The 20,689-nt window shown below is 46.2% G+C and carries 20 protein-coding genes and 1 tRNA gene; 11 read left to right on the plus strand and 10 right to left on the minus strand.

Features of this window, described 5'->3' with window-relative positions:
* The first annotated feature begins 96 nt into the window (after positions 1–96).
* The 3 genes from WH96_RS13755 (at position 97) to WH96_RS13765 (ending at position 2,116) form a co-directional block, all read left to right on the plus strand.
* Entirely contained in the window at positions 97–438 is a 342-nt protein-coding gene (locus WH96_RS13755; RefSeq protein WP_047764770.1) for a DUF2794 domain-containing protein, read from the plus strand.
* Between the two features lie 151 nt (positions 439–589).
* Positions 590–1,621, plus strand: a complete 1,032-nt coding sequence (locus WH96_RS13760) for a GGDEF domain-containing protein (RefSeq protein ID WP_047764771.1) — start codon at positions 590–592, stop codon at positions 1,619–1,621.
* 75 nt (positions 1,622–1,696) lie between these two features.
* Complete coding sequence (locus WH96_RS13765) at positions 1,697–2,116, plus strand: GNAT family N-acetyltransferase (RefSeq protein ID WP_204248200.1); 420 nt, start codon at positions 1,697–1,699, stop codon at positions 2,114–2,116.
* 38 nt (positions 2,117–2,154) lie between these two features.
* Here the strand turns inward: WH96_RS13765 and WH96_RS13770 are convergent, their stop codons facing one another.
* Positions 2,155–2,376, minus strand: coding sequence for a SlyX family protein (locus WH96_RS13770; RefSeq protein WP_047764773.1), 222 nt, complete (start codon positions 2,374–2,376; stop codon positions 2,155–2,157).
* Between the two features lie 141 nt (positions 2,377–2,517).
* On the opposite strand from WH96_RS13770, the gene WH96_RS13775 reads away from it, so the two are divergent.
* Positions 2,518–2,853, plus strand: coding sequence for an ArsR/SmtB family transcription factor (locus WH96_RS13775; RefSeq protein ID WP_047764774.1), 336 nt, complete (start codon positions 2,518–2,520; stop codon positions 2,851–2,853).
* A gap of 101 nt (positions 2,854–2,954) precedes the next feature.
* On the plus strand, positions 2,955–3,122 hold the full coding sequence (locus WH96_RS21990; RefSeq protein ID WP_156176809.1) for a hypothetical protein: 168 nt from the start codon (positions 2,955–2,957) through the stop codon (positions 3,120–3,122).
* Positions 3,123–3,236: 114 nt separating this feature from the next.
* Here WH96_RS21990 and guaA read toward each other — a convergent pair whose 3' ends face one another.
* From guaA to WH96_RS13815, 8 genes are all read right to left on the minus strand, one after another.
* Positions 3,237–4,790 carry a glutamine-hydrolyzing GMP synthase gene (guaA, locus tag WH96_RS13780; RefSeq protein ID WP_047764775.1) on the minus strand — a complete coding sequence of 518 codons (1,554 nt, stop codon included), beginning with the start codon at positions 4,788–4,790 and terminating at the stop codon, positions 3,237–3,239.
* A gap of 206 nt (positions 4,791–4,996) precedes the next feature.
* Positions 4,997–5,806 carry a TSUP family transporter gene (locus tag WH96_RS13785; RefSeq protein WP_047764776.1) on the minus strand — a complete coding sequence of 270 codons (810 nt, stop codon included), beginning with the start codon at positions 5,804–5,806 and terminating at the stop codon, positions 4,997–4,999.
* A 203-nt stretch (positions 5,807–6,009) separates the two neighbouring features.
* Positions 6,010–8,118 carry a hypothetical protein gene (locus WH96_RS13790; protein ID WP_047764777.1) on the minus strand — a complete coding sequence of 703 codons (2,109 nt, stop codon included), beginning with the start codon at positions 8,116–8,118 and terminating at the stop codon, positions 6,010–6,012.
* A 234-nt stretch (positions 8,119–8,352) separates the two neighbouring features.
* Entirely contained in the window at positions 8,353–9,669 is a 1,317-nt protein-coding gene (locus tag WH96_RS13795) for an RsmB/NOP family class I SAM-dependent RNA methyltransferase (protein ID WP_047764778.1), read from the minus strand.
* 126 nt (positions 9,670–9,795) lie between these two features.
* A complete protein-coding gene (gene guaB, locus WH96_RS13800; RefSeq protein ID WP_047764779.1) occupies positions 9,796–11,259 on the minus strand; it encodes an IMP dehydrogenase in 1,464 nt (487 codons plus the stop codon).
* 241 nt (positions 11,260–11,500) lie between these two features.
* Positions 11,501–12,211, minus strand: coding sequence for an RlmE family RNA methyltransferase (locus tag WH96_RS13805; protein WP_047764780.1), 711 nt, complete (start codon positions 12,209–12,211; stop codon positions 11,501–11,503).
* A gap of 345 nt (positions 12,212–12,556) precedes the next feature.
* Positions 12,557–13,426, minus strand: coding sequence for a delta-class carbonic anhydrase (locus WH96_RS13810; RefSeq protein WP_047764781.1), 870 nt, complete (start codon positions 13,424–13,426; stop codon positions 12,557–12,559).
* 222 nt (positions 13,427–13,648) lie between these two features.
* Positions 13,649–14,725, minus strand: a complete 1,077-nt coding sequence (locus tag WH96_RS13815; RefSeq protein WP_047764782.1) for a Ppx/GppA phosphatase family protein — start codon at positions 14,723–14,725, stop codon at positions 13,649–13,651.
* Between the two features lie 267 nt (positions 14,726–14,992).
* On the opposite strand from WH96_RS13815, the gene WH96_RS13820 reads away from it, so the two are divergent.
* The 4 genes from WH96_RS13820 (at position 14,993) to WH96_RS13835 (ending at position 17,666) form a co-directional block, all read left to right on the plus strand.
* Positions 14,993–15,066 (plus strand) — tRNA-Gln (locus WH96_RS13820).
* 509 nt (positions 15,067–15,575) lie between these two features.
* Positions 15,576–16,355, plus strand: coding sequence for a substrate-binding periplasmic protein (locus tag WH96_RS13825; RefSeq protein WP_047764783.1), 780 nt, complete (start codon positions 15,576–15,578; stop codon positions 16,353–16,355).
* Positions 16,356–16,523: 168 nt separating this feature from the next.
* Positions 16,524–17,111 (plus strand): YceI family protein, encoded by a 588-nt coding sequence (locus WH96_RS13830; protein WP_156176810.1) that lies wholly within the window; start codon positions 16,524–16,526, stop codon positions 17,109–17,111.
* An 18-nt stretch (positions 17,112–17,129) separates the two neighbouring features.
* The gene (locus tag WH96_RS13835; protein WP_053005916.1) at positions 17,130–17,666 is read left to right on the plus strand and encodes a cytochrome b; all 537 of its coding nucleotides are present in this window, start codon (positions 17,130–17,132) and stop codon (positions 17,664–17,666) included.
* A gap of 131 nt (positions 17,667–17,797) precedes the next feature.
* On the opposite strand, the gene WH96_RS13840 is transcribed toward WH96_RS13835, so the two are convergent.
* Entirely contained in the window at positions 17,798–18,856 is a 1,059-nt protein-coding gene (locus WH96_RS13840) for a phospholipase D-like domain-containing protein (RefSeq protein ID WP_047764785.1), read from the minus strand.
* Positions 18,857–19,097: 241 nt separating this feature from the next.
* On the opposite strand from WH96_RS13840, the gene WH96_RS13845 reads away from it, so the two are divergent.
* Together WH96_RS13845 and WH96_RS13850 are read left to right on the plus strand one after the other, a co-directional pair.
* A complete protein-coding gene (locus WH96_RS13845) occupies positions 19,098–19,673 on the plus strand; it encodes a demethoxyubiquinone hydroxylase family protein (protein WP_047764786.1) in 576 nt (191 codons plus the stop codon).
* A gap of 182 nt (positions 19,674–19,855) precedes the next feature.
* A complete protein-coding gene (locus WH96_RS13850; RefSeq protein WP_047764787.1) occupies positions 19,856–20,689 on the plus strand; it encodes a tellurite resistance TerB family protein in 834 nt (277 codons plus the stop codon).

Here is a 20,689-nt window from a genome sequence, read left to right on the forward strand (position 1 = left end):
GCCAAATATTTCTAAAAAAAATTCAATAATAAGTGGATCTTTATAAAAAAATAGGCCACCATTTAAGCATGGATATTCATTGCGTACAGGTGCTGAATGACCGCTGTTTATTACCTAAATAAGGGGAAGAAAACCTCTCACCAAATAACATTCAACAAACATGAACTCGGACAATTGCTATCCGTTTACAGTCAACGCGTCGCCAAAGGAGAGTGGCGGGACTATGCGATAGATATGCTGGGCGACTGTGCAATTTTCTCCATTTTCCGACACGCCCACGAAACACCGCTGTTTGCCGTCGTCAAATCAATGGGCCATAAAAACCGCTATGAAGAATACACGGTTTTCAACGGTCATAAGAAACTCAAACGAACCCGTAATCTATCCGAAGCCTTAGATGTTTTTAATAATAATATTCTTCATCCTGTTAGCCACTGATTAACGCCTGAGCTTCTATAAATACTACAAGACATAAAAATAATTTTGTAACCAAGACGTGTCAGGTAAATTTAAATAAGCTGGGTTGGTTATATGCCAAGCCTATAAATTATATTTAATCAATATGTTAAGTTTTAAGGAAACACTGCAAATGTTGATTGCCGATAGTTTCACAAATGCTCAGGCTTACGCAGAGCAAGCTATCACTATCATGGGGCAGAGAGGAATTCCCTCTACACCGCCGAACTACACCATCTGGTACGATTACGTCAGTGGAAAAAATTCTGATCTTAAAATTGCCATCGACAAAATTATTCAAGAAGACGAGCCTTTCACAATTGAAATCTGTAATGAATTGTACAAACAGTTTTATTTAACTGGTGCTACCCATGGTGATCATTTGCAAGAAGCAGGCGCAAAAATTCAGGAAACTTTGCAACAAGTCATTCTACAGATCAGTGAAGCTGGTAGTGACAATGCCAACTATGGCGAGAAAATTACCAGTATTGCTGATGATATGGCCGGGGAAGATAACGCCTCGTCTTTACAGCACTTTGTGAAAGAAATCGTGCGGGAAACCACCGCCATCACAGAAAAAAACAAAGTCCTTCAAAGTCAGTTACAAAAATCATCCAGTGAAATTGATACGCTACAAGAAAACCTTGAAAAAGTCAGAACAGAATCTTTAACAGATGCTCTCACCCAAATTGGAAACCGAAAACTCTTTGACACAAGTCTGATCAAGGAAGCAGAAAAGTCAGAAGAAGATAAAACAGACCTTTGTTTGCTTTTGATGGACATTGATCATTTTAAAAAGTTTAACGACACCTATGGTCACAGAGTTGGTGATGAAGTTCTCAGGGTTGTCGCAGGGCAATTGAAAAGAGCAGTTAAAGGACAGGACACACCCGCTCGATATGGAGGGGAAGAATTCACCTGCATCCTGCCCAATACCAGCCTTCACGATGCAACTAGTCTTGCAAACCAGATCCGGGAAAAAATTGCTAAACAAGTTTTGCGTAATAAAAAGACCGGACAAGAGTTTGGACGAATTACCCTTTCAATCGGTGTTTCGAAATATGTTAAAGGTGAATCACTCGAAGGTCTTATCCAGCGTGCGGATGAAGCACTCTACAGAGCAAAAGATCAGGGACGTAACCGTGTGATACAGGAAATTTCCTAAAACTCACCATACCTAATCACTCAGTAGTAAGACCTTCTAATGACACTCTCTTTCAAAACCGCTGTCTTAACAGACTTGGAAAAACTCATTTCAATTCGTATCGCTGCAATGAAAGAGAGTTTGGAAAATGTCGGGCGTTTCGATCCTATACGCGCCCGAGAACGCTTCACCAAAAAATTCATACCGGAGCAAACAACACTTGTTTTAAAAGATGCAGAAGTTATTGGATTTTACGTTCTTTTAGCCAAAGACGATCATTATTGGCTTGACCATTTCTATATAAACCCCGCGATACAAAATAACGGTGTGGGATCAGCAATTATAGAGCAAATAATTGATAGAGCCTCTGAACAAAAATTACCTGTAAAGCTCTGTGCCTTAAAGGAAAGTAGAGCAAACAATTTTTACAAAAAACATGGTTTTAAACTTACTCATTCAGAGGAATGGGATAACTACTATACGCACCCACATTTGACAGAAAATTTTTCAGGATAAGCCAAGTTCTTGATTATTCCTTACACTAAAAATCATCATCAAGGAATAAGACCAACTGTTCCAGGGTTATCACCTTGACCATTGGCGATTTGCTCAATAACCCGCTCTGAACGTTCAAGCCGCTTGGAAAGCCTTTCAATTACGTGCCACTGTTCTGCCATAACATCACTAAGCTCCTGAATGGTTTTATCCTGTTCCGCGATATAACCTTCGAGAACATTGATACGTTCGCTTAACTCTTCCATTTTATTTTCTTTCATTTAGTAACCCGCAGAGCGAAAACATCGTCTCGCGTTTGTAACGGTTTTGAACATCTAGGTGCAAATAGTATATGAATATATATTTTGATAATTCTAGAAATATAGTTTAATGTGAAAAAACTTAATCTAAAGAGGTTCACGATGAATGTAGAAACCGCCGCGTCACAAATGGAAGCTTTGGGCAAACCAAAAAGGTTGGATATATATCGGGCACTCATTCGTGCCGGTAAAGAAGGGTTATCTGTCGGCGCGCTACAGGAGAAAATGGCAATACCGGGATCAACCCTGTCGCACCACCTTAAGACCCTAATGATTGCAGACCTGATCACACAGGAAAGACAGGCCACCACGCTAATCTGTCGGGCTAACTATGCCTCTGTAAAACAATTGATCGATTATCTGGTTTGTGAGTGTTGCATCGACTCATCACAGGGTAATGCGGACTGCGAAATCAATACTTCGTTGACGTGCAGTTAAGAATTAACAGGAACTCCTAACATTCTATCTGTGACACGATTTCTGCGGCTCAGGGCCTCTTAACACGATATCTGTTCCTTAAAATATTCGGAGAACATTCAATGGAAAGAAAAACAGAAACATCAAAAGTAACAACACCAGAAAATCAGCAATGCTGCGGCGGAACGCCTGTTCATAATACTAAGGCCTGTTGCAAAGCCGATGAGATTGCAAAAGAAGAAGGACAAAAAGGTTGTGGCTGTTCCTGTAGCTCCCCCGAAAGTGTTTAAACTCAGACTTCGCTGATACACATCCTTAATATGAAACCGGCTAAATATGAAAAAGGCGAAACACTTGGTTTCGCCCTTAACATAAACTCGCATCACGAGATTAATCCTATAGGATTATTCCCACTCGATAGTCCCTGGTGGTTTTGACGTGCAGTCATAGACCACCCGATTGATCCCACGAACTTCATTGATGATCCGGTTGGAAACACGTCCAAGAAACTCGTGATCAAAGTGATAATAGTCAGCGGTCATACCGTCAGTCGAGGTAACGGCACGCAGGGCGCAGACAAAATCGTAGGTTCTTGCATCACCCATAACGCCAACGGTTCTGACCGGAAGCAAAACAGCAAAAGCCTGCCAAATTTCATCGTAAAGGCCAGCTTTGCGGATTTCATCAAGATAAATCGCATCCGCTTTGCGGAGAATATCGCATTTCTCTGGCGTGAGCGGCTGTCCGGGAATACGGATCGCGAGACCAGGTCCTGGGAAGGGATGACGATCAACAAAAGTATCAGGTAACCCGAGTTCACGTCCAAGGTTACGTACCTCATCCTTGAACAGTTCTCTTAACGGTTCAACGAGCTTCATGTTCATACGCGCGGGCAAACCGCCCACATTGTGGTGCGATTTAATCGTTACACTCGGGCCACCGGTAAAGGAAACGGATTCAATCACGTCCGGGTATAGCGTTCCCTGTGCAAGGAAGTCAGCACCGCCAATCTTGTTGGCTTCTTCTTCGAAGATATCGATAAAGAGACCGCCGATAGTTTTACGTTTTTTCTCAGGATCAAATTCATCCCCGAGAGCCGCAAAAAACTTATCTGAAGCATCAACATGGATCAGTTCGATGTTGTAATGATCACGGAACAAAGTAACGACCTGTTCAGCTTCGCCCATACGCATAAAGCCGGTATCAACAAACACACAGGTCAGTTGCTCGCCAATCGCTTCGTGCAGCAGAACAGCAACAACAGAGCTATCAACACCACCGGAAAGACCACAGATTACTTTGCCGTCTCCAACCTGTTCACGGATTTTGGCAATTTCCTGATCCTTAAAGGCGGCCATGGTCCAGTCACCAGAACAACCGGCAACGCCATGGGTGAAATTCTTTAACAGCTGCGCACCATGCGGTGTGTGCACCACTTCCGGGTGGAATTGAACAGCATAGAAACGCTTTTCGTCGTTTGCGACAGCCGCATAAGGCGCACCTTCGGACGTTGCGACTACACGGAAACCCGGTGCCAGCTTGCCAACACGGTCGCCGTGGCTCATCCAGACCTGTTCTTGTGTTCCGACATTCCAAACACCGTGGAACAAGGCACAGTCTTCTTTGATATCGACGATGGCGCGACCAAATTCCTGATGGTCTGATGTTTCAACTTTACCGCCGAGCTGTTCCATCATGGTCTGCTGTCCATAGCAGATGCCCAGAACAGGAATACCCATTTCAAACACCTTGTTCGGTGCAGATGGGGCATCGTCCCAGGTTACAGAGGCTGGACCGCCAGAAAGAATAATTCCTTTTGGTGCATAACTTTCCAAAAGCGCATCATCAACGGCGTTAAAGGGATGAATTTCGGAATAGACACCGCTTTCACGTACACGACGTGCAATCAGCTGGGTAACCTGAGACCCGAAATCAATAATGAGAATACGATCAGTCATGGATGGAACTCATGCTCCGCTATAAGCCCGACACCATTATTGGCAAATCCAATCAAAGGTATCCAGGGCGCGTTCAGTTTCACGCCCCTTACCTGCCGTAAAGCGCGACAAATGTCAAAGGTAGAAACGGCTCTTTTGCCTGTTTTGCGCTCTTTTTATAGCAAGTCATAAAGAAGGCGTTTCTCTTTTCACCGTCATTTTTTGAGCTACGAAAGAAAAACATCCAAAAACGAAACTATCCAGCGCCCAAGAATGTGATCAGGGTTTGAGTGGATCAGCTTTACGGTCATGAGAATCGACGTCACGACCAAAAGCGGGCGAATAATCCGCGCACCGTGCTTCATAGTCATCTGTGCGCCAAGATATCCACCAATCACAGATCCACAGGCCATGATCAAACCAACAGACCACACCAAACTGTCACCCAGAATAAAGAACAACAGCGAGGCAAAGTTACTGGTGAAGTTCAACAGCTTCGCGTGTGCTGTGGCTTTCAGGATGTTGTAGCCAAGCAAAGTCACGATTGCCAAGGTGAAGAACGATCCCGTTCCAGGACCAAAAAAGCCGTCATAGAAGCCAATGCCCGTGCCAAAGAAGAAAGCAAAGACATTACGGCTGATCCTCTGATGCCGATCTTCATCCCCCAGCTTGCGCTGAAACAAGAAATAGATGGCGATTGCAATCAGCAAAAAGGGAATGGCATTGACCAGAAAGCTGCTATCAACCGATCGTAGGACAAGCACACCGGATGCCGCCCCGATAAAGGTCAGGACAATCGGCAGTATCCACGCCTTGATATCCAGATGACCTTTGCGGATAAAATTAAGCGTTGCAGAAAAAGTTCCGAACGATCCCTGTAGCTTGTTTGTCGCAATTGCCTGAACCGGTGACAACCCGACGGTCAAAAGGACCGGCAGTGTAATCAAGCCCCCGCCCCCGGCAATGGCATCAACAAAGCCCGCAAAAAGACCCGCAGCAAACATCAGAGCAAGAAGCTCGGGAGAAAAGAAATCCATTCTGGTGACCTTGTTGGAAGAAGGAAGCCGAAAAACAAAATCGGGAAAACAGGATCTAGTCCTAACAAGCTTTTACAAGCAACGCAGTAGAATTATTGAACACCTTCAATTTTTTCCAGATGACAATGAAGATTTTTAGATCTCACTGACAATCCTCGAAAACTGGTCCTTTTATCCTAACAATGCATGTTAAACCCATAATTTTAGAAATCTAAATTCAGCCGCTCTTTAAAGGCTTCTAAACGTTTTTCCGCGCGATCAACAACGTCTTCGTAGAATAAGATTTCAGAATAAAGTTCGCCTAAATGTGTTTGGGTGGTGTGTTCAGTAATTGGGGCTGAGTTGAACCAGCCTTTTCCGTTTGCAAAGGCAGTGTAGTTCTGAAGACGGATTGGGTTAACCGTCCCACCGATAAGATAACCATATATTTTTTTGATGTTACCCTTAGACTTAGCAAGGATGATCTGGGCGTATTCCATCAAATCACCGACATGATTGTCCATGCTTACGTCTGGAGCTTTGAGTTCGATAATCACGGCTACCCCTTCATGACTGAAGATAGCGATGTCAGGCCTTTTGGCTTCATTATCTGAAGATATTTTGTTCATCAAAGCTTGGATTTCTTCGTCGATATCTTCATCAAAAAGATATTCATCATCCTTCCAACGATATTGAGATAGTTGTTTGTCTGAAGCGATATAATCGAAGTATTGATATTCTTCGCTTAGTACCCATACATCATGGTCAGTAACTTCTATACTATCTTTTTGCATTGGAAAGAAGATGTTATGAATAATGCTTTCATCTCTTCTACGTTGCCCCTCAGGAACATCCTGAATGAGAAGTTCTTTTTTAACGGCAAGTCGAAGGACTTCCACGATCGCAGAACGACGAACTACCAGCTGGGATAAATTTAGAACATCCATATTCTTCAATGTAGAAGCATATTTCCAAGAGATTTCTTGAACCATCTCTCTGAAATCATCTTTACCAGGGTCAGCATTCTGAATTGCTTCCTTCATATCAATGAGATCAGCAGTGTCCTGTACGACCTTCTTTTGATATGACGATAGAACACGATTGACGACTTTCTCGTCTGTGTCACCGTACTGAATTTTTACATTAGCATTTACAATCATACCTGACGTGATGCCAAATTTCTCATTTATATCCTGACGTAACTCGTCTTTATCCCATGTCGGAGGAGTGATCATCTTCGCAATACTATCACTCAACCCCTCAACGATTTCCTCATAAGAGATTGCGTGGGCATAGAATAGGGTATCCTTGTCAGATTTTGGGCTAATATCGAAATCATCACGTTGTTCGTTTACTGTTTCATCAAGGAATTCGCTATCTATCAAAATGATGTGAAAGTAACCATCCTGTGCGCGATTCTCGTATGTCTTGGTCTTCAAGTACTCAGGCGTAATATCCTTGACGATGGAGTTTTTAGCACATAACGCGATGGTATTCTTGCCGATGTTGAACTTATTCTGTTCGAGCTTATAGTGATTGATAGTGAACATTTGCCTCTGTTCCCCACCACCATCAAAAGGTTCGCCGTAGCTGACCACGACAGGAACTTTTTCAGTCACGTCAGGCAAATCAGCACGTATAATCTCAGAGTCAAACGACTGGTCATCATGCGTTGAACGGAACTTGATAGAGAAATCACCAAGGAAAGTTTGCAGGCTTATCAATCGCTGCAAAAAGCTTACGATAACGTGGTTTTTCAGTGACATTGCACTAAAGACTTCACGTATATCGCTATTCAGGAAATGAGTTTGAAAGACTCTATCTTTTAATACATCAAGTGTGACAGTGGTCCCCGTATGAGTTCTCGTTGTGCTTTGTGTTTCAAAGGTATCATGGCCGATTTCTTTCGTATCTGCATTTACTGTCAATGTACGTGCCTGTAATCCGTCTTCTGACGCAAACACGCTATCAATATTCATATTCTCAAAAAAATGAAGATATTGAATACGTCCAGAACCTTTGCATTGTCCTATCCCTTGGATATCTAGATCATCTTTGTATGATGTGTCTTTGGTAATGAAGGCTTTTTTTTCATCGTCACCAAAACCCGAGCCATTGTCACAACAAAGAATTTTCAGATCGAACGCATCATCCGTCCCCCCCACACTCTTGAATTCTATTTCGAATGATGCTTGAAAATCTGGTGGATTCACACTTGCATTATTGAGAATAAGGTACGAGTCAATAGCATTGGACAGAAGTTCATCAATCACCACAAATGGAGAGTGACTAACTTTGGTGTTCTTTAAACTACCTCGAATATCCAATGTCATGACAATGCCTTGTGTATTGACGTATTAGATAAGCAAGTTCAATCATCTAAAGGTTGAAGGCAACAAAAAAGTGTTCGGTTAGGCAAAAGAAAAACCACTGAAATATTAATGAGATCATCTTGATTTTTATTGTTACATGACTGGTCTATCATGTAGACGCGCCGTGTACTAACTATCCACTCTGCTTCAGGAATTTAATATCAACTGCATAGATATTTAAAGACCTTAAGAACCTTAGCTCTGTCTTTCCAACACCGCGCAGAAGAAGCCGTCCAGACTGTGTTGCGCGGGGGACACCTTCATCGTTTCGTCGATAAAGGCACAGGGTACCATGCCTTGCGCTTCCCAGATTTTGCTGACAGGCACGCGTTGATAGTTCGGATGCTTTGCAAGGAAGCTATCAATCTGATCTGTGTTTTCCTCATCCAGAAGAGAGCAAGTCGCGTAGATCAATCGGCCACCAACTTTGACACAGGAAGCCCCCTGCTCCAGTACTTTGGTTTGCATTTCCTTGTAGTTTGCGAACTTGTCTGACGTGATCCGCAAACGTGCGTCTGGTTGCCGCCGCCATGTGCCGCTTCCCGAACAGGGCGCATCAACCAAGACACGATCAAAACCTTTATCACTTGCGCCTTTAGCAGACATCTTCTTCAGATTATCTTTGTTCAGTGTCGCATAGCGGATGTTTTCAATCCCGGCCTTTTCAACCCGAGGCTCTGCCCGCTGAAGTCGGCGGGGATCGATATCCATGGCCACCAACTCGCCATCGTTTTTCAGCAGGGCGCCCAAGGCAAGAGACTTCCCCCCGGCACCTGCGCAGAGATCAAGCACAGACTGTCCCGGCGTCACATCACACAATAAGGCGATCAGCTGTGATCCTTCGTCCTGAACTTCGACCAGACCATCGCGAAAGGCCTTGCAATTTCCAAGGGCTGTGCGCCCCTGAACCCGAATGCCCCAAGGTGAAAATTCTGTCACCACCCCTTCGACATTATCTTTACCCAGTAGCGCAATTGCCTGATCCCGTTCGCCCTTTAGCAAGTTCGCGCGCAGATCAAGGCTCGCCTGATGTTGCAAACCAGCAGCTTCTGTCTTGGCACTTTCGATACCAAACTGTTTCTCAAACAAAGCGTAGAGCCAGTCCGGTAGTTCCCCCTGAACCGCTGCGGGCATATCCGGATGGTTCAGTTCTTGTCCCTGTAGCGTTGCCAAAGCTTCGTTTTCAAATTCGCTGAGGGCCCGGGGGCTATACTCCCCGCCGTTGCAGATTTCATCCAGTTCAGAAGCTTTAAGACCTTCGACCAATGTCGCGTAGGATAGAACCAGTGATCGGCACCCATCCCCAAGACCTGATTTGATTGTCCACCAATCAAGCCGACATTTGGATCTGATTACCCCATAGACCCGTGCAGAGATATCCTTGCGATCTTTGGAGCCAATAAAGCGTCGCGCCCGTAGATAGTTGTTGACCACCCGATCCATGGGCAGGGATGAGTCCATAACTTCGGTCAGAAGTTCGATTGAAGTTTGAATACGTCCAGAAGGTCTCACAACAGGTCTCGCGTTTATAGCTGGGAATAAAAAGGGCGACACCCGGTACAGGAGGCCGCCCTTTAAAATAGTCGATTAGGAAGCAGAAACCAAACCTTGATTACTGCGATCTAATCCTTTGAATTCTTAACCGCCGCTGCGATAATTCGGGGCTTCGCGGGTAATCGTCACATCGTGAACGTGGCTTTCGCGCAGGCCAGCGTTTGTAATTTTACAGAAAACGCAATTTTCACGCATGTGATCAATGGTTGGAGATCCAGTATATCCCATAGATGCTTTCAAGCCACCTACAAGTTGGTGAACGATAGCACTTGCCTGACCTTTGTATGGTACGCGGCCTTCGATGCCTTCGGGAACCAGTTTCAGATTGTCTTTCACATCATCCTGGAAGTAACGATCCGCAGATCCGCGCGCCATGGCACCGACAGATCCCATACCGCGATAGGATTTATAAGAACGCCCCTGATAAAGGAAAACTTCCCCCGGGCTTTCATCTGTGCCGCCAAGAAGCGAGCCAACCATAACAGCGCGTGCACCAGCAGCAATTGCCTTGGCAATATCGCCAGAATTCTTGATACCACCGTCAGCAATAATGCCGACATTGCTTTTGTTCGCAACTTCGACCGCATCCATGATCGCCGTTAGCTGAGGCACACCAACACCGGCAACAATACGGGTTGTACAGATAGACCCCGGTCCAATCCCGACCTTCACTGCATCAGCGCCAGCCCCGATCAGGGCGCGTGTTGCTTCGGCTGTGGCAACGTTACCTGCCACGATCTGTGTTGTCGGATAGGTTTTCTTGATCAGCTCAACCGCATTAATAACCCCGCGAGAATGACCGTGGGCCGTATCAATAACCAAAAGATCAACACCCGCATCAATCAATGCTTCTGCACGGGAAAAGCCTTCTTCGCCAACGCCTGTTGCCGCCGCTGCGCGCAAGCGACCATGTTCATCTTTACAGGCAATCGGGTGTTTGGCCGCTTTATCAATATCCTTAACAGTGATCAGGCCGATACAGCGATAGTTATCATCAACCACCAACAGTTTCTCGATACGGTGTTGGTGCAACAGACGTTTTGCTTCGTCGCCTGTAATGCCCTCTTTAACCGTAATAAGGTTTTCGCTGGTCATCAGTTCAGAAATCGGTTGGTTCGGATCCTGGGCAAAGCGCATGTCACGGTTGGTGATAATGCCCACAAGCTTGCCCGTTTTATCTTCGACAACCGGGAAGCAGGAAAAGCTAACGCTTTCCTGAAGACGAAGAATATCAGCCAAGGTCGCACTGGGCGGGAATGTCAGCGGATCAGCAACCATACCTGATTCAAACTTTTTGACCTTGCGAACTTCACTAGCCTGTTCTTCGATAGAAAGGTTCTTGTGAATAACCCCGATACCACCGAACTGGGCCATAGCAATCGCCAGACGGCTTTCGGTCACCGTATCCATCGCGGAAGAAAGCAACGGGATATTCAGTTCGAGAGAGGCAGTCAGCATTGTGCGCGTATCTGCCTGTGCGGGAAGAACAGAGGATTCTGCAGGCTGGAGCAGAACGTCATCAAATGTGAGAGCTTCGCGGATGTGCATGTCAATCTATCCCTTGGACGCGGGGAAACCTGGTTTCCCGTATGGGTGCCACACCATAGTGGCTAAATCCGATTGACGCCGCATTCTACACAGAAGCGACTTAATGCCAAGTGATTAAAAGATGACTGTTTCATTTAATTTATATGTAGGTCTTGTTACTCATAAAACAGAACGACAAAAAGCCCTGAATTTTCAATTATTCAGGACTTTTATGTGCTTTCGTTATGCCGCGATAATGGCCTTAATTTTCTTTAAAGCCTGTCGCAACAAGGAACATTTCAGAAGAATCCTTGCGACTGGAATCTGGTTTGAAATGGCGCACGCTTTTAAATTTGGTTTTCACTAACTTCAACAACTCGGCCTGCGCCCCGCCCTGCAAGACCTTGCCGATAAAACTTCCGCCGGGAACCAGAACTTCCTCAGCAAACATTAGGGCGGTTTCCATCAAGCCCATAATCCGCAGGTGATCCGTCTGAGGGTGGCCCGTCGCCGCCGCCGCCATATCCGACAGAACAATATCGGCAGGCCCGTTCAGTTCAGCTTTAAGACGCGCAGGCGCATCATCATCCATAAAGTCGCCCTGCAGCAGAACAACCCCGGCAATCGGTTCGACCTCCTGAAGATCCATGCCCACGATATGCGCTCCGGGTCCACAGCGTTCAACAGCGATCTGACACCAGCCCCCTGGAGCACATCCCAAATCGACAATGCGGGAATTTTTTTTGAAAATTTTAAATTTGTCGTCGATCTGAGCAATCTTAAAGGCTGCCCGTCCCCGATAACCGCGCTTTTTGGCTTCCTGGACATAGGGATCATTGAGTTGACGGTTCAGCCAGCGCGCAGAAGAGTTCGAGCGCCGAGCCGCAGTTTTCACACGTACCTTGAGGCCGCGTCCCGAAGGATTGCTGCTGGGGCGAGAGCCGCCTTTTTTGGATTTACCTGAAGAGCTCATTCTTTCTCTTTCTAACTGGCACTTTCTGACAGTCACTTTCTGACACGTGACCTAGGGGTCAAAAGACATAGTATAATATACACCAAACTTTATTGGCATAGAGTTCCATAGCAGGGCTATACATCAGGATTGATAAAATCTCAAATCTCTTTGATTCCAGTCTAGTGATACAGCTTGAGGTTCGCCAGAAATTTTACACCTGACATTAAATTTCAAACTATAGGTACCGACAGACAGAAAATCCCCAGAGACAAATAAATAAGCCAGCTGAACAATACAGCTGGCTTGATAAATATCATTGATTCTAGAGCTAGACTCTAAAATTTTACAATCTGTAATCGATCATCAATTACCAATCGGAGACAGAAGATCCGGATTAATAATAAGGTTTCTAACACCATGTGCATGATCTTCTTTATAAACATTGTCCTGAAGCCATTCATCAACTGATTGAATGTCAACCTTGGTTACTTTTGGGCGGACATTCCAGGTTACCTGAAACGGGGATCCTTTTTCATTATAGCTCGGTCCTGTTGTCGATCCTGCATACAAGACTGGTGTGCCGGTATTTGAGGGAATGTTAAGGGCTTGCTGTGTACCATTTTTAACCCCGTGTTTTGCCAGCTCCACAAAGTTCAGCGCATTCCTGTCATTAACAAGCACCATCACTTGTGCTTCGACACGAAGTTGAGGATTACCGATTGCATCACTCAAACATGCGCCAAGAGTAGCACCGGGCTCCACTTGGGCCGTTGAATAAACATAGTGAACCTCTATCGTATCCCCAACAAACAGTCCACCATGTTCCCCTTCGCCAACGTCCTTGTCATACGATGCCAGTTCAGCATCGCTTAACTGTCCGGAATATCTATACCCACTTTGATATCCATGACCATCACCGTTGCCTGCATACGTGGTAAACTCGCCACCTTTGTGTTCAGCATTTTTATGAAAATGAATATTACACAAATTCATTTCTGATGATGCGGGCGCCGTGGCAAAAATTCGAGGATTATTACCGGCCATCGCATCGATATCCCGTGGAGATTGAGGCCCAAACCCCTTACCGGATGTACTCGCAGCCAAGGTTTCTCTTTGCTCAACAATCACGCTATCGGCTACATGACTGACATCACCAGAGGACGAGCCTGCTGCATTGGCAAGTACCGGGAAAAGAACCGCCGATGCGGATAAGAATAAAAGTGTGGTTTTCATTATTATATCCCTGCTATTGATCATCAATTTTAGATTGTTACTTTGACGTAACATTGCTTAGACAACGACGACACCACCCCTATACGAATGCACTAAGCAAACAACTATATAGGTTGGCTAATCACGATTACTTCAATAAACCATTGAACAATCTGTGATCTTTCTGTGATCAAAAGATCAGGGAAACGCGATATATTGTGAAACAGGCGGTTAGAACCCGATTTAATCTTCGTTGATCAACTTGTAGAGAATACCTTCGCGCAAGCCTCTATCGGCGACGCGCAGTTGCGCGACGGGCCATAGCTTGGCTAAGGCTTCGAAGATGGCACAACCAGCGACCACAAGGTCAGCGCGCTGGCTCCCAATACAAGGGTTTGCCACTCGTTGTGCATAGGTCATGCCCGCGATCTTATGACAGAGACCAATGGCAGTATCACAGTTGATCAAAGTGCCATCAACCCGGTTGCGGTCATAGCGCGGCAGCTTCTTATAGACCCCCACCAGCGTCGTTACCGTACCGGATGTACCCAGCAACTGTAACTTGCCATCCCGAACTCGTTGAGCAAAACCGTGCTTTTGCTCAAAGATCAGGAAGTCATCATAGATTTCCTGAACCATCTGTTCATAGGTTTCCGATGAAATATCACGCCCGCCGTATTTTTCAGCCAGCGTCACAACGCCTTTGGAAACGGAATACCAGTCTTCCATAATGGGATTGGGCACAATTGGTTTGGGCATACCCGATTTAGACGCCGTCTCTGGTGTCGTATCGGACGAAGACTCTTTGCTATCCTGACGAATCCAGCTTACCTCTGTACTACCACCACCGATATCAAAGATCAGGGCCTCGGGAAGATCTGGATCAAGCAGAGGCGCACACCCCATAATGGCCAGCGATGCCTCTTCCGAGTTATCGATAATTTCCAGATCTAGCCCGGTTTCCTTCTTCACCCGTTTGATGAAATCATCTCCGTTTGCCGCGCGGCGACAGGCCTCGGTCGCGACACAACGCAGTTTTGTCACACCACGGCGTTTGAGTTTACTGGTACAGATCTTGAGCGCGGAAAGCGTACGGCGCATGGCCTCTTCCGACAGATTTCCTGTCTGACTCAACCCTTCGCCCAAACGGACAATGCGAGAAAAGGTATCAAGAACGCGAAAGTTTTTACGGCTGGAACGCGCAACCAACAGGCGACAGTTATTGGTCCCCAAATCTATTGCGGCGTAAACATTATTATCCGTCCGTTTTGTCGCCTTTTTATAAAGGTTTTTTTTACGGGCCTGCGAAGTAACCGTCAAAAATTCTGCTCCTGATCCAACCGGACAACAATCCGATATCCCCTTCTTACGAATTCAAAGGGGCAAAGATCAACCATCTATTCACCATTAAAGCCCGAAAAATGCCCCAAAAGCAAAAAAACATCACAGGACGTAAAAATGTGTTGTAAGATCTGTACCAAGGGACTATATGAAGCCCCGCAAGTCACCGTTATCAGCACATCTGGCTTAGAGCAAACGCTCAGGGATCAATACGATCTGCCAGAACTTTTAAGCGCTGAACCCTGATCCGGGATAGTTTAACGGTAGAACTAAGGACTCTGACTCCTTCAGTCCAGGTTCGAATCCTGGTCCCGGATCCAATTCACACAAAAATATCTATAAATATCAACAAAATAACACCTATTCTGTCCCACGGAAAAACAGATAATCGGGCACATCGGATGCTTTTTCCTTAGCTCGCTGATCAAAGATTAATTAGACCACCGATAGGTACTTCTTTGACTTACAAACGGATAACTTGACTCATGCCGCCACCTGAGTTTCTGTACGAAGCAAACGTACTTAACTTAACTGACCAAACAATAGCCTTTTTGCTATCGACACCACTGATATTTTGCCTGCTACGGGTCATACAGAACACTAAAAGGCTAAAGAGTCCTTTTTGACAGCCAGTTTCGTGCTATGGCAGGGGCCCATTCTACAATTCACAGATCAAGCCGCGTGAGTGCGAATGAATTTTGAACTGTGGCATATGCCCCTCTTTGGCTAATTGTTAGTGGATCAATCACCAAATATTAAGATTTCTCCGTCACAATCGTCTTTCTAACAGCATGTCATTTCATGGATATCTTGGGGAAGACAGATCCTGATGAACAGAGCTTTGAAGTTTATGATCCCGCTGGTTCTGGCGGCGCAAGTTTGTGCCTTTGGAACGGTTAGCGCGACGGAACGGTTGGTGATTGCATCGGTCGAGCAGGAAGTGAATTCCTATTTCGGGGCCGATGGGCAATCGACGGGGATGGTGCTTGACCTTGTGCAACGGGGTATGGACCGGATGGGTGTCGAGGTCGAATTTCGGCTATTGCCGTGGAAGCGGGCGATTAACGGCACCTATGCCGGGGAATATGATGCCCTGCTCAAACCTTTCTGGAACCCGGAACGGCACAAACATATGGACTTTTCTCGCGAAGTCCTGCTGCACGAAACCATTGTTCTCTATAAGCGTACAGATAGCCCGATAACATTTGATGGCAACTGGCACGAGATTGCGCACTGTAGTTTTGGCGTTATTCAGGGCTACAGCTATGGTCGTATATTTGATAAGTTGCGGGCAAACTGGGGCTTGAAGACAGATGAGTCATCGAATGTAGAACACAACCTGAAAAAGCTGGTTGCCCGGCGCTTTGATCTCTTGGTTGGCTTTCAATCCTATACAGAGGGCAACATCAAGAAATTCGGACTGGAAGACAAGGTAGAGCAAATTCCCTACATCATTGATTCTGTCGAAGCCCATATCGCCTTTACCAAGAAAAAAGATCTGACAGAAATTCGTGACCGTTTTGATGAGCAAATCAGGTGGATGCACACACATGGGGTTTATGAAGAACTGAGCGCAAAATACGGTGTGACCTTTACCCCGGCGAAGTAACAGGCCCTTATTTTCCTTAAAAAATCAATCTTATGCCGCCAAAGATGCGATCTTCTTTGTGCCCGTCTTGAAGTTTGCTCACACAATAGTTACATCCCAATTTGTAGATTGAATGATAGAATTCACTTTACCTTTAATTACAGAGCATCTTTTCACGGGGAATCTTACATGTCTTTCAAGCTGTCTATTAAAGCTCTTCCAGTCGGCCTTGCGGCTTTGGCGATGTCGCTGTCTGTTTCAATGGCAAATGCTGCCAAATACGATATTGACCCGACACACTCTTTTATCAATTTCAAAACCAAGCATCTTGGTTTTAGCTGGCTATCCGGTACCTTCAACAAAATTTCCGGCACCGTCGATTTTGATGCCGCTGGCGGTGCAGATCAGAAAGTTAACCTGACCATCGACACAACAAGTCTGGATACCAACCATGCCGAGCGCGACAAACACCTGCGCAGCCCGGACTTCTTTGATGTGGAAAAATACCCGACGGCAACCTTTGTCAGCACAGGATACAGTGGCGATGCCAACGGCGGTAAGCTTTCCGGTGACCTGACCCTGCACGGTGTGACCAAAAACATTTCTTTTGACGTTACCAAAATCGGTGAAGGTGATGACCCATGGGGTGGTTATCGCGCCGGTTTCGAAGGCAGCTATACCCTGAAACGCAAAGATTTCGGCATGGACTTTAACCTCGGCCCTGCGGCAGAAGAGGTTCAGATCGATCTTTTTGTTGAAGCCATCAAAAAGAAATAACCAAAGCGCTTATCAGTGATGATACGCAATTCAACAGATAGCTATGGGCTGGTCAGCAAGTTGCTGCACTCGCTCATAGCTTTTTCCATTATCGGCCTGATCGGTCTTGGCTGGTGGATGGTCGGGCTCAGCTATTATGATGCCTGGTATCATGCGGGTCTGGAACTGCACCGTGCCATTGGCATCTGTGTACTGGTTCTTGCCTCTGTCTTTGCGATCTGGAAAATGATTTCCCCCTCGCCCGGACTTCAGAAATCGCTTAAGCCGATGGAAAAGGTCGGCGCAAAGGTGGTGCACATCATCTTGCTGCTTTCCATGTTTGTCATTCCCCTGACCGGCTATGCCATTTCGACGTCATCGGGAAGCGGCTTTACCTTCTTCGGGCTTTTCGACATTCCGTCGCTAACGGCAATTACCGATGCAACCCGAGACCTTGCCATCAGCCTGCATTACTACACTGCTTATGGCCTGATCGTCGTAGCCCTGCTTCACGCTGGAGCCGCTATAAAACACCAGTTCATCGACAAAAAAGGTACGCTCAAGCGAATGTTTTAAGCGATGCCTGCTGTAGCCGATACGAGGAAGGATGTGAGAGGGAGCGAAAGCTCCCTTTTCTCTTTGGGCAATGTGTTCTGAAAACAAACTTTCGAAAACAAGGTTGGATTTCAGGGCTTAAACAACAGGCCCTAACTTACAGGCCGCCCATGATCTCGGATAATGCGTTCAATCTCCGCGAGGGCAAAGCTGGCGATTTTCTTTTGCGCCTCTTTCTGGGTTGGTGACGTGGTTTCCAGATCCCCCAATATCATAATGTTTTCATCATTCAGATTATTGGCTGGCCCCGTGTAGTTAAAGGACCCGCCGATCACCACCTGTCTATCCAGTACCATCAACTTGTGATGTAATTTGCCAAGCTGCCCGCTTTTGTGCACAAAGAACAGATCAGCCCCCTTGGCCTTGAGATCATCTACGGGCGCCCAATCCTGACTGCCCTGCCCACCGTCAAAAACACCCTGTATCGGCATATCGAGATCAAGCAGTCGCAACATGGTATCATCAATTCCCGATGACTTTGAAAAGGTAAAGATCGCAAAATCAATACGCTCGCGCGCCTTGAGCATCTGTTTCATAATTTCCATTTCCGGGCTGTGGTCCGGTGCAAAAAGAACCCGGATAGGTACATCGGAAACAACAGTGTCCATTGGCGCCTGATCGTGACCTTCGTTCCGTTTGCCAAAATGCCCGCGCTGTATTTCCGCAAACTCCCGACTGTAGATCTTGGCGATCTTCTTATCGTGGATAATAATCAAATGATTCAGGTTGTTGTGGGTACCTGTCGGCGTGAAATTGGTCGAGCCGGTCAAAACAGAACCGCCGTCTCGCACAATGAATTTTTGATGAAAAATCTTCGAGTTGTAATCAACCTTCACATCAATCTTGGCCCGCAGAATTGCATCGTGTACCTGTCTGTTTACTTCATGCTTGCCGCCCATAGCCCAGGGATCAACCCGCGCCGTCGCGGCTTTGAGATAGCTTTGTTCGATGACCATTCTGATCCGGACCTTGCGTTGCCGGGCGCGAATAATCGCTTTGGCAATGGTCTCGTTTTCTAGTTCCTGCACCGCGATATCCAGACGCTTTTGTGCGCCGTCGATAAAACCGACAATCACAGTCTCTAGCTCATCTGGTGCGCCTAAACCTTCCGGCCCCACATAAAACTCTACATTTCCAACACGAACACCCATTGTTTTTCTCCCCGATCACGCCATTGACATCCGCAACGTACCACAAAAGTGCAACAGGTTCATGACAGATCAACCCAAGCGCGTAATTTAGAAAACATTCTCCCGAACAATTAGCCACCCTTCCTTTAGACGAAAGGTTTGAAACCGACGAAGGACCTCAACAACTATTATATTGTGTTTTCTTCGCGCCAAAGCTGTGCTTGAATGAAAAGCTCATTTATAAACCATATCCCTCAAAAATATGAATCAAGCTGATAAAGTTACAATCTCTCGCATTGTGAAGGTTAACCACGCAGGGGAATATGGAGCAATCAGGATCTATCGTGCACAAATATGGGTTGCGCGATTGCTTTACCCTGAAATTGTGGCCTTTCTAATGGAAACACTCGAACACGAAATCAATCACTGTGCGCTTTTTAGATCCGCGATGCCTGAACGCAATTCTCGTCCTTGTCGCATTATGGGACTTTGGGGGAATGGTGGCTTGGTTCTCGATTTTGTCACATCACTCTTCGGACGTCAGGGTATTTGGATATGCACAGCAGCGGTCGAAAAAGCAGTCCACCACCATCTGGAGGATCAACTGTTCTTTTTAAAGGACAAAGATCCGGCGCTCTATTCTTTGATAAAAGATATTCAGGCAGAAGAGCTCTCTCATCTACAGCACGCCGAAGACAACATCACGGTCAATTCATCATGGGCGCGATTGTTGACATGTTCAATTACCCTCGCAACTGATGCTGTCATCTGGTTATCAACATGGGGTGATTCCAGCAAAATGACCAAGAGCCTAAGGGATCATGTTCAGGGAAAATAACGCTAATAGCTGAAGCAGCGCCTTCTCCCGCAACCTTTGGTCTCTGGCTTTGATTATAAACAATACTTTGAATCTGGACTGTTTCTATTAGGGGAATTGAAACCCGTAAAAGATCTCCCATATGAGATAGGAAAAGAAAGTACGTGGTTTACTAAAAACTCTAATTTCTATGATGGGACAGCATGTTTAACGCATCGAAACTAATCAACGAAGTACTTGGCGCCGCTGGAGGTAACACTGGGGGAACAGGCGGTGGTTCTGCCATGCAAAAGGGCAAGGAATACCTTTCCAACAATGCGGGTGGTCTGGCTGGTGGTGCGGTCGCGGGTGGTCTCGCGGGCTATATGATGGGGTCCAAGAAGGGTCGCAAGATGGCAAAGAAAACCGTCCAGTATGGTGGTCTCGCTCTTGTTGCCGGTCTCGCATACAAAGCTTACAGCGATTGGCAAGGCAACAAGAATGCTGCCCCTCAACAAGGAATGGGCCAAGGACAAGTGCCTGGACATACACAGGGACATGCACAAGGTCATGCCCAGGGCCACAGCACACATACGCCCCCACAACAATACACAGCGCATCAGGCACCACAACAGGCCGCTATTGTACCGCCCGTCCCCAAGGATTCAGCCTTTGCTGTAGAAGCTGAAACAGAAACAGCAAACAGCTTTGGCGCCGCACTGGTCTCTGCCATGATTGCAGCGGCAAAAGCCGATGGTCAGATTGATAGCGCGGAACAGGATGCTATCTTTGCCAAGATCGATGAACTTGGCCTCTCAAATGATGAAAAAGCCTTCCTTATGGATCAGCTGCGCAGACCACTGGATATCGACAGTCTGGTTGCTCTGGCCCAGAACAAGGAACAGGCCGTGGAGCTTTATGTGGCGTCCCTGATGGCAATCGAAGTGGATGATCCCGCCGAACAGGGATATTTGAGTATGCTCTCTGCACGCCTGAAATTGGAGCCGGAACTTGTTTCACATATCCACGGATCTGTTTCTCAGGCAGTTTACGCTTAG

It is taken from the genome of Kiloniella spongiae (assembly GCF_001026905.1).
Classification (GTDB): Bacteria; Pseudomonadota; Alphaproteobacteria; order Kiloniellales; family Kiloniellaceae; genus Kiloniella; species Kiloniella spongiae.

What these genes read in the sequence shown, in the direction of transcription:
- WH96_RS13845 (WP_047764786.1), top strand. Translation starts at nt 19,098, where the DNA reads ATGAATCAAGCTGATAAAGTTACAATCTCTCGCATTGTGAAGGTTAAC.
- WH96_RS13790 (WP_047764777.1), bottom strand. Translation starts at nt 8,118, where the DNA reads ATGACATTGGATATTCGAGGTAGTTTAAAGAACACCAAAGTTAGTCAC.
- WH96_RS13775 (WP_047764774.1), top strand. Translation starts at nt 2,518, where the DNA reads ATGAATGTAGAAACCGCCGCGTCACAAATGGAAGCTTTGGGCAAACCA.
- WH96_RS13760 (WP_047764771.1), top strand. Translation starts at nt 590, where the DNA reads ATGTTGATTGCCGATAGTTTCACAAATGCTCAGGCTTACGCAGAGCAA.
- WH96_RS13850 (WP_047764787.1), top strand. Translation starts at nt 19,856, where the DNA reads ATGTTTAACGCATCGAAACTAATCAACGAAGTACTTGGCGCCGCTGGA.
- WH96_RS21990 (WP_156176809.1), top strand. Translation starts at nt 2,955, where the DNA reads ATGGAAAGAAAAACAGAAACATCAAAAGTAACAACACCAGAAAATCAG.
- WH96_RS13770 (WP_047764773.1), bottom strand. Translation starts at nt 2,376, where the DNA reads ATGAAAGAAAATAAAATGGAAGAGTTAAGCGAACGTATCAATGTTCTC.
- WH96_RS13755 (WP_047764770.1), top strand. Translation starts at nt 97, where the DNA reads ATGACCGCTGTTTATTACCTAAATAAGGGGAAGAAAACCTCTCACCAA.
- WH96_RS13830 (WP_156176810.1), top strand. Translation starts at nt 16,524, where the DNA reads ATGTCTTTCAAGCTGTCTATTAAAGCTCTTCCAGTCGGCCTTGCGGCT.
- WH96_RS13810 (WP_047764781.1), bottom strand. Translation starts at nt 13,426, where the DNA reads ATGAAAACCACACTTTTATTCTTATCCGCATCGGCGGTTCTTTTCCCG.
- WH96_RS13835 (WP_053005916.1), top strand. Translation starts at nt 17,130, where the DNA reads ATGATACGCAATTCAACAGATAGCTATGGGCTGGTCAGCAAGTTGCTG.
- WH96_RS13825 (WP_047764783.1), top strand. Translation starts at nt 15,576, where the DNA reads ATGAACAGAGCTTTGAAGTTTATGATCCCGCTGGTTCTGGCGGCGCAA.
- WH96_RS13805 (WP_047764780.1), bottom strand. Translation starts at nt 12,211, where the DNA reads ATGAGCTCTTCAGGTAAATCCAAAAAAGGCGGCTCTCGCCCCAGCAGC.
- guaA (WP_047764775.1), bottom strand. Translation starts at nt 4,790, where the DNA reads ATGACTGATCGTATTCTCATTATTGATTTCGGGTCTCAGGTTACCCAG.
- WH96_RS13840 (WP_047764785.1), bottom strand. Translation starts at nt 18,856, where the DNA reads ATGGGTGTTCGTGTTGGAAATGTAGAGTTTTATGTGGGGCCGGAAGGT.
- guaB (WP_047764779.1), bottom strand. Translation starts at nt 11,259, where the DNA reads ATGCACATCCGCGAAGCTCTCACATTTGATGACGTTCTGCTCCAGCCT.
- WH96_RS13785 (WP_047764776.1), bottom strand. Translation starts at nt 5,806, where the DNA reads ATGGATTTCTTTTCTCCCGAGCTTCTTGCTCTGATGTTTGCTGCGGGT.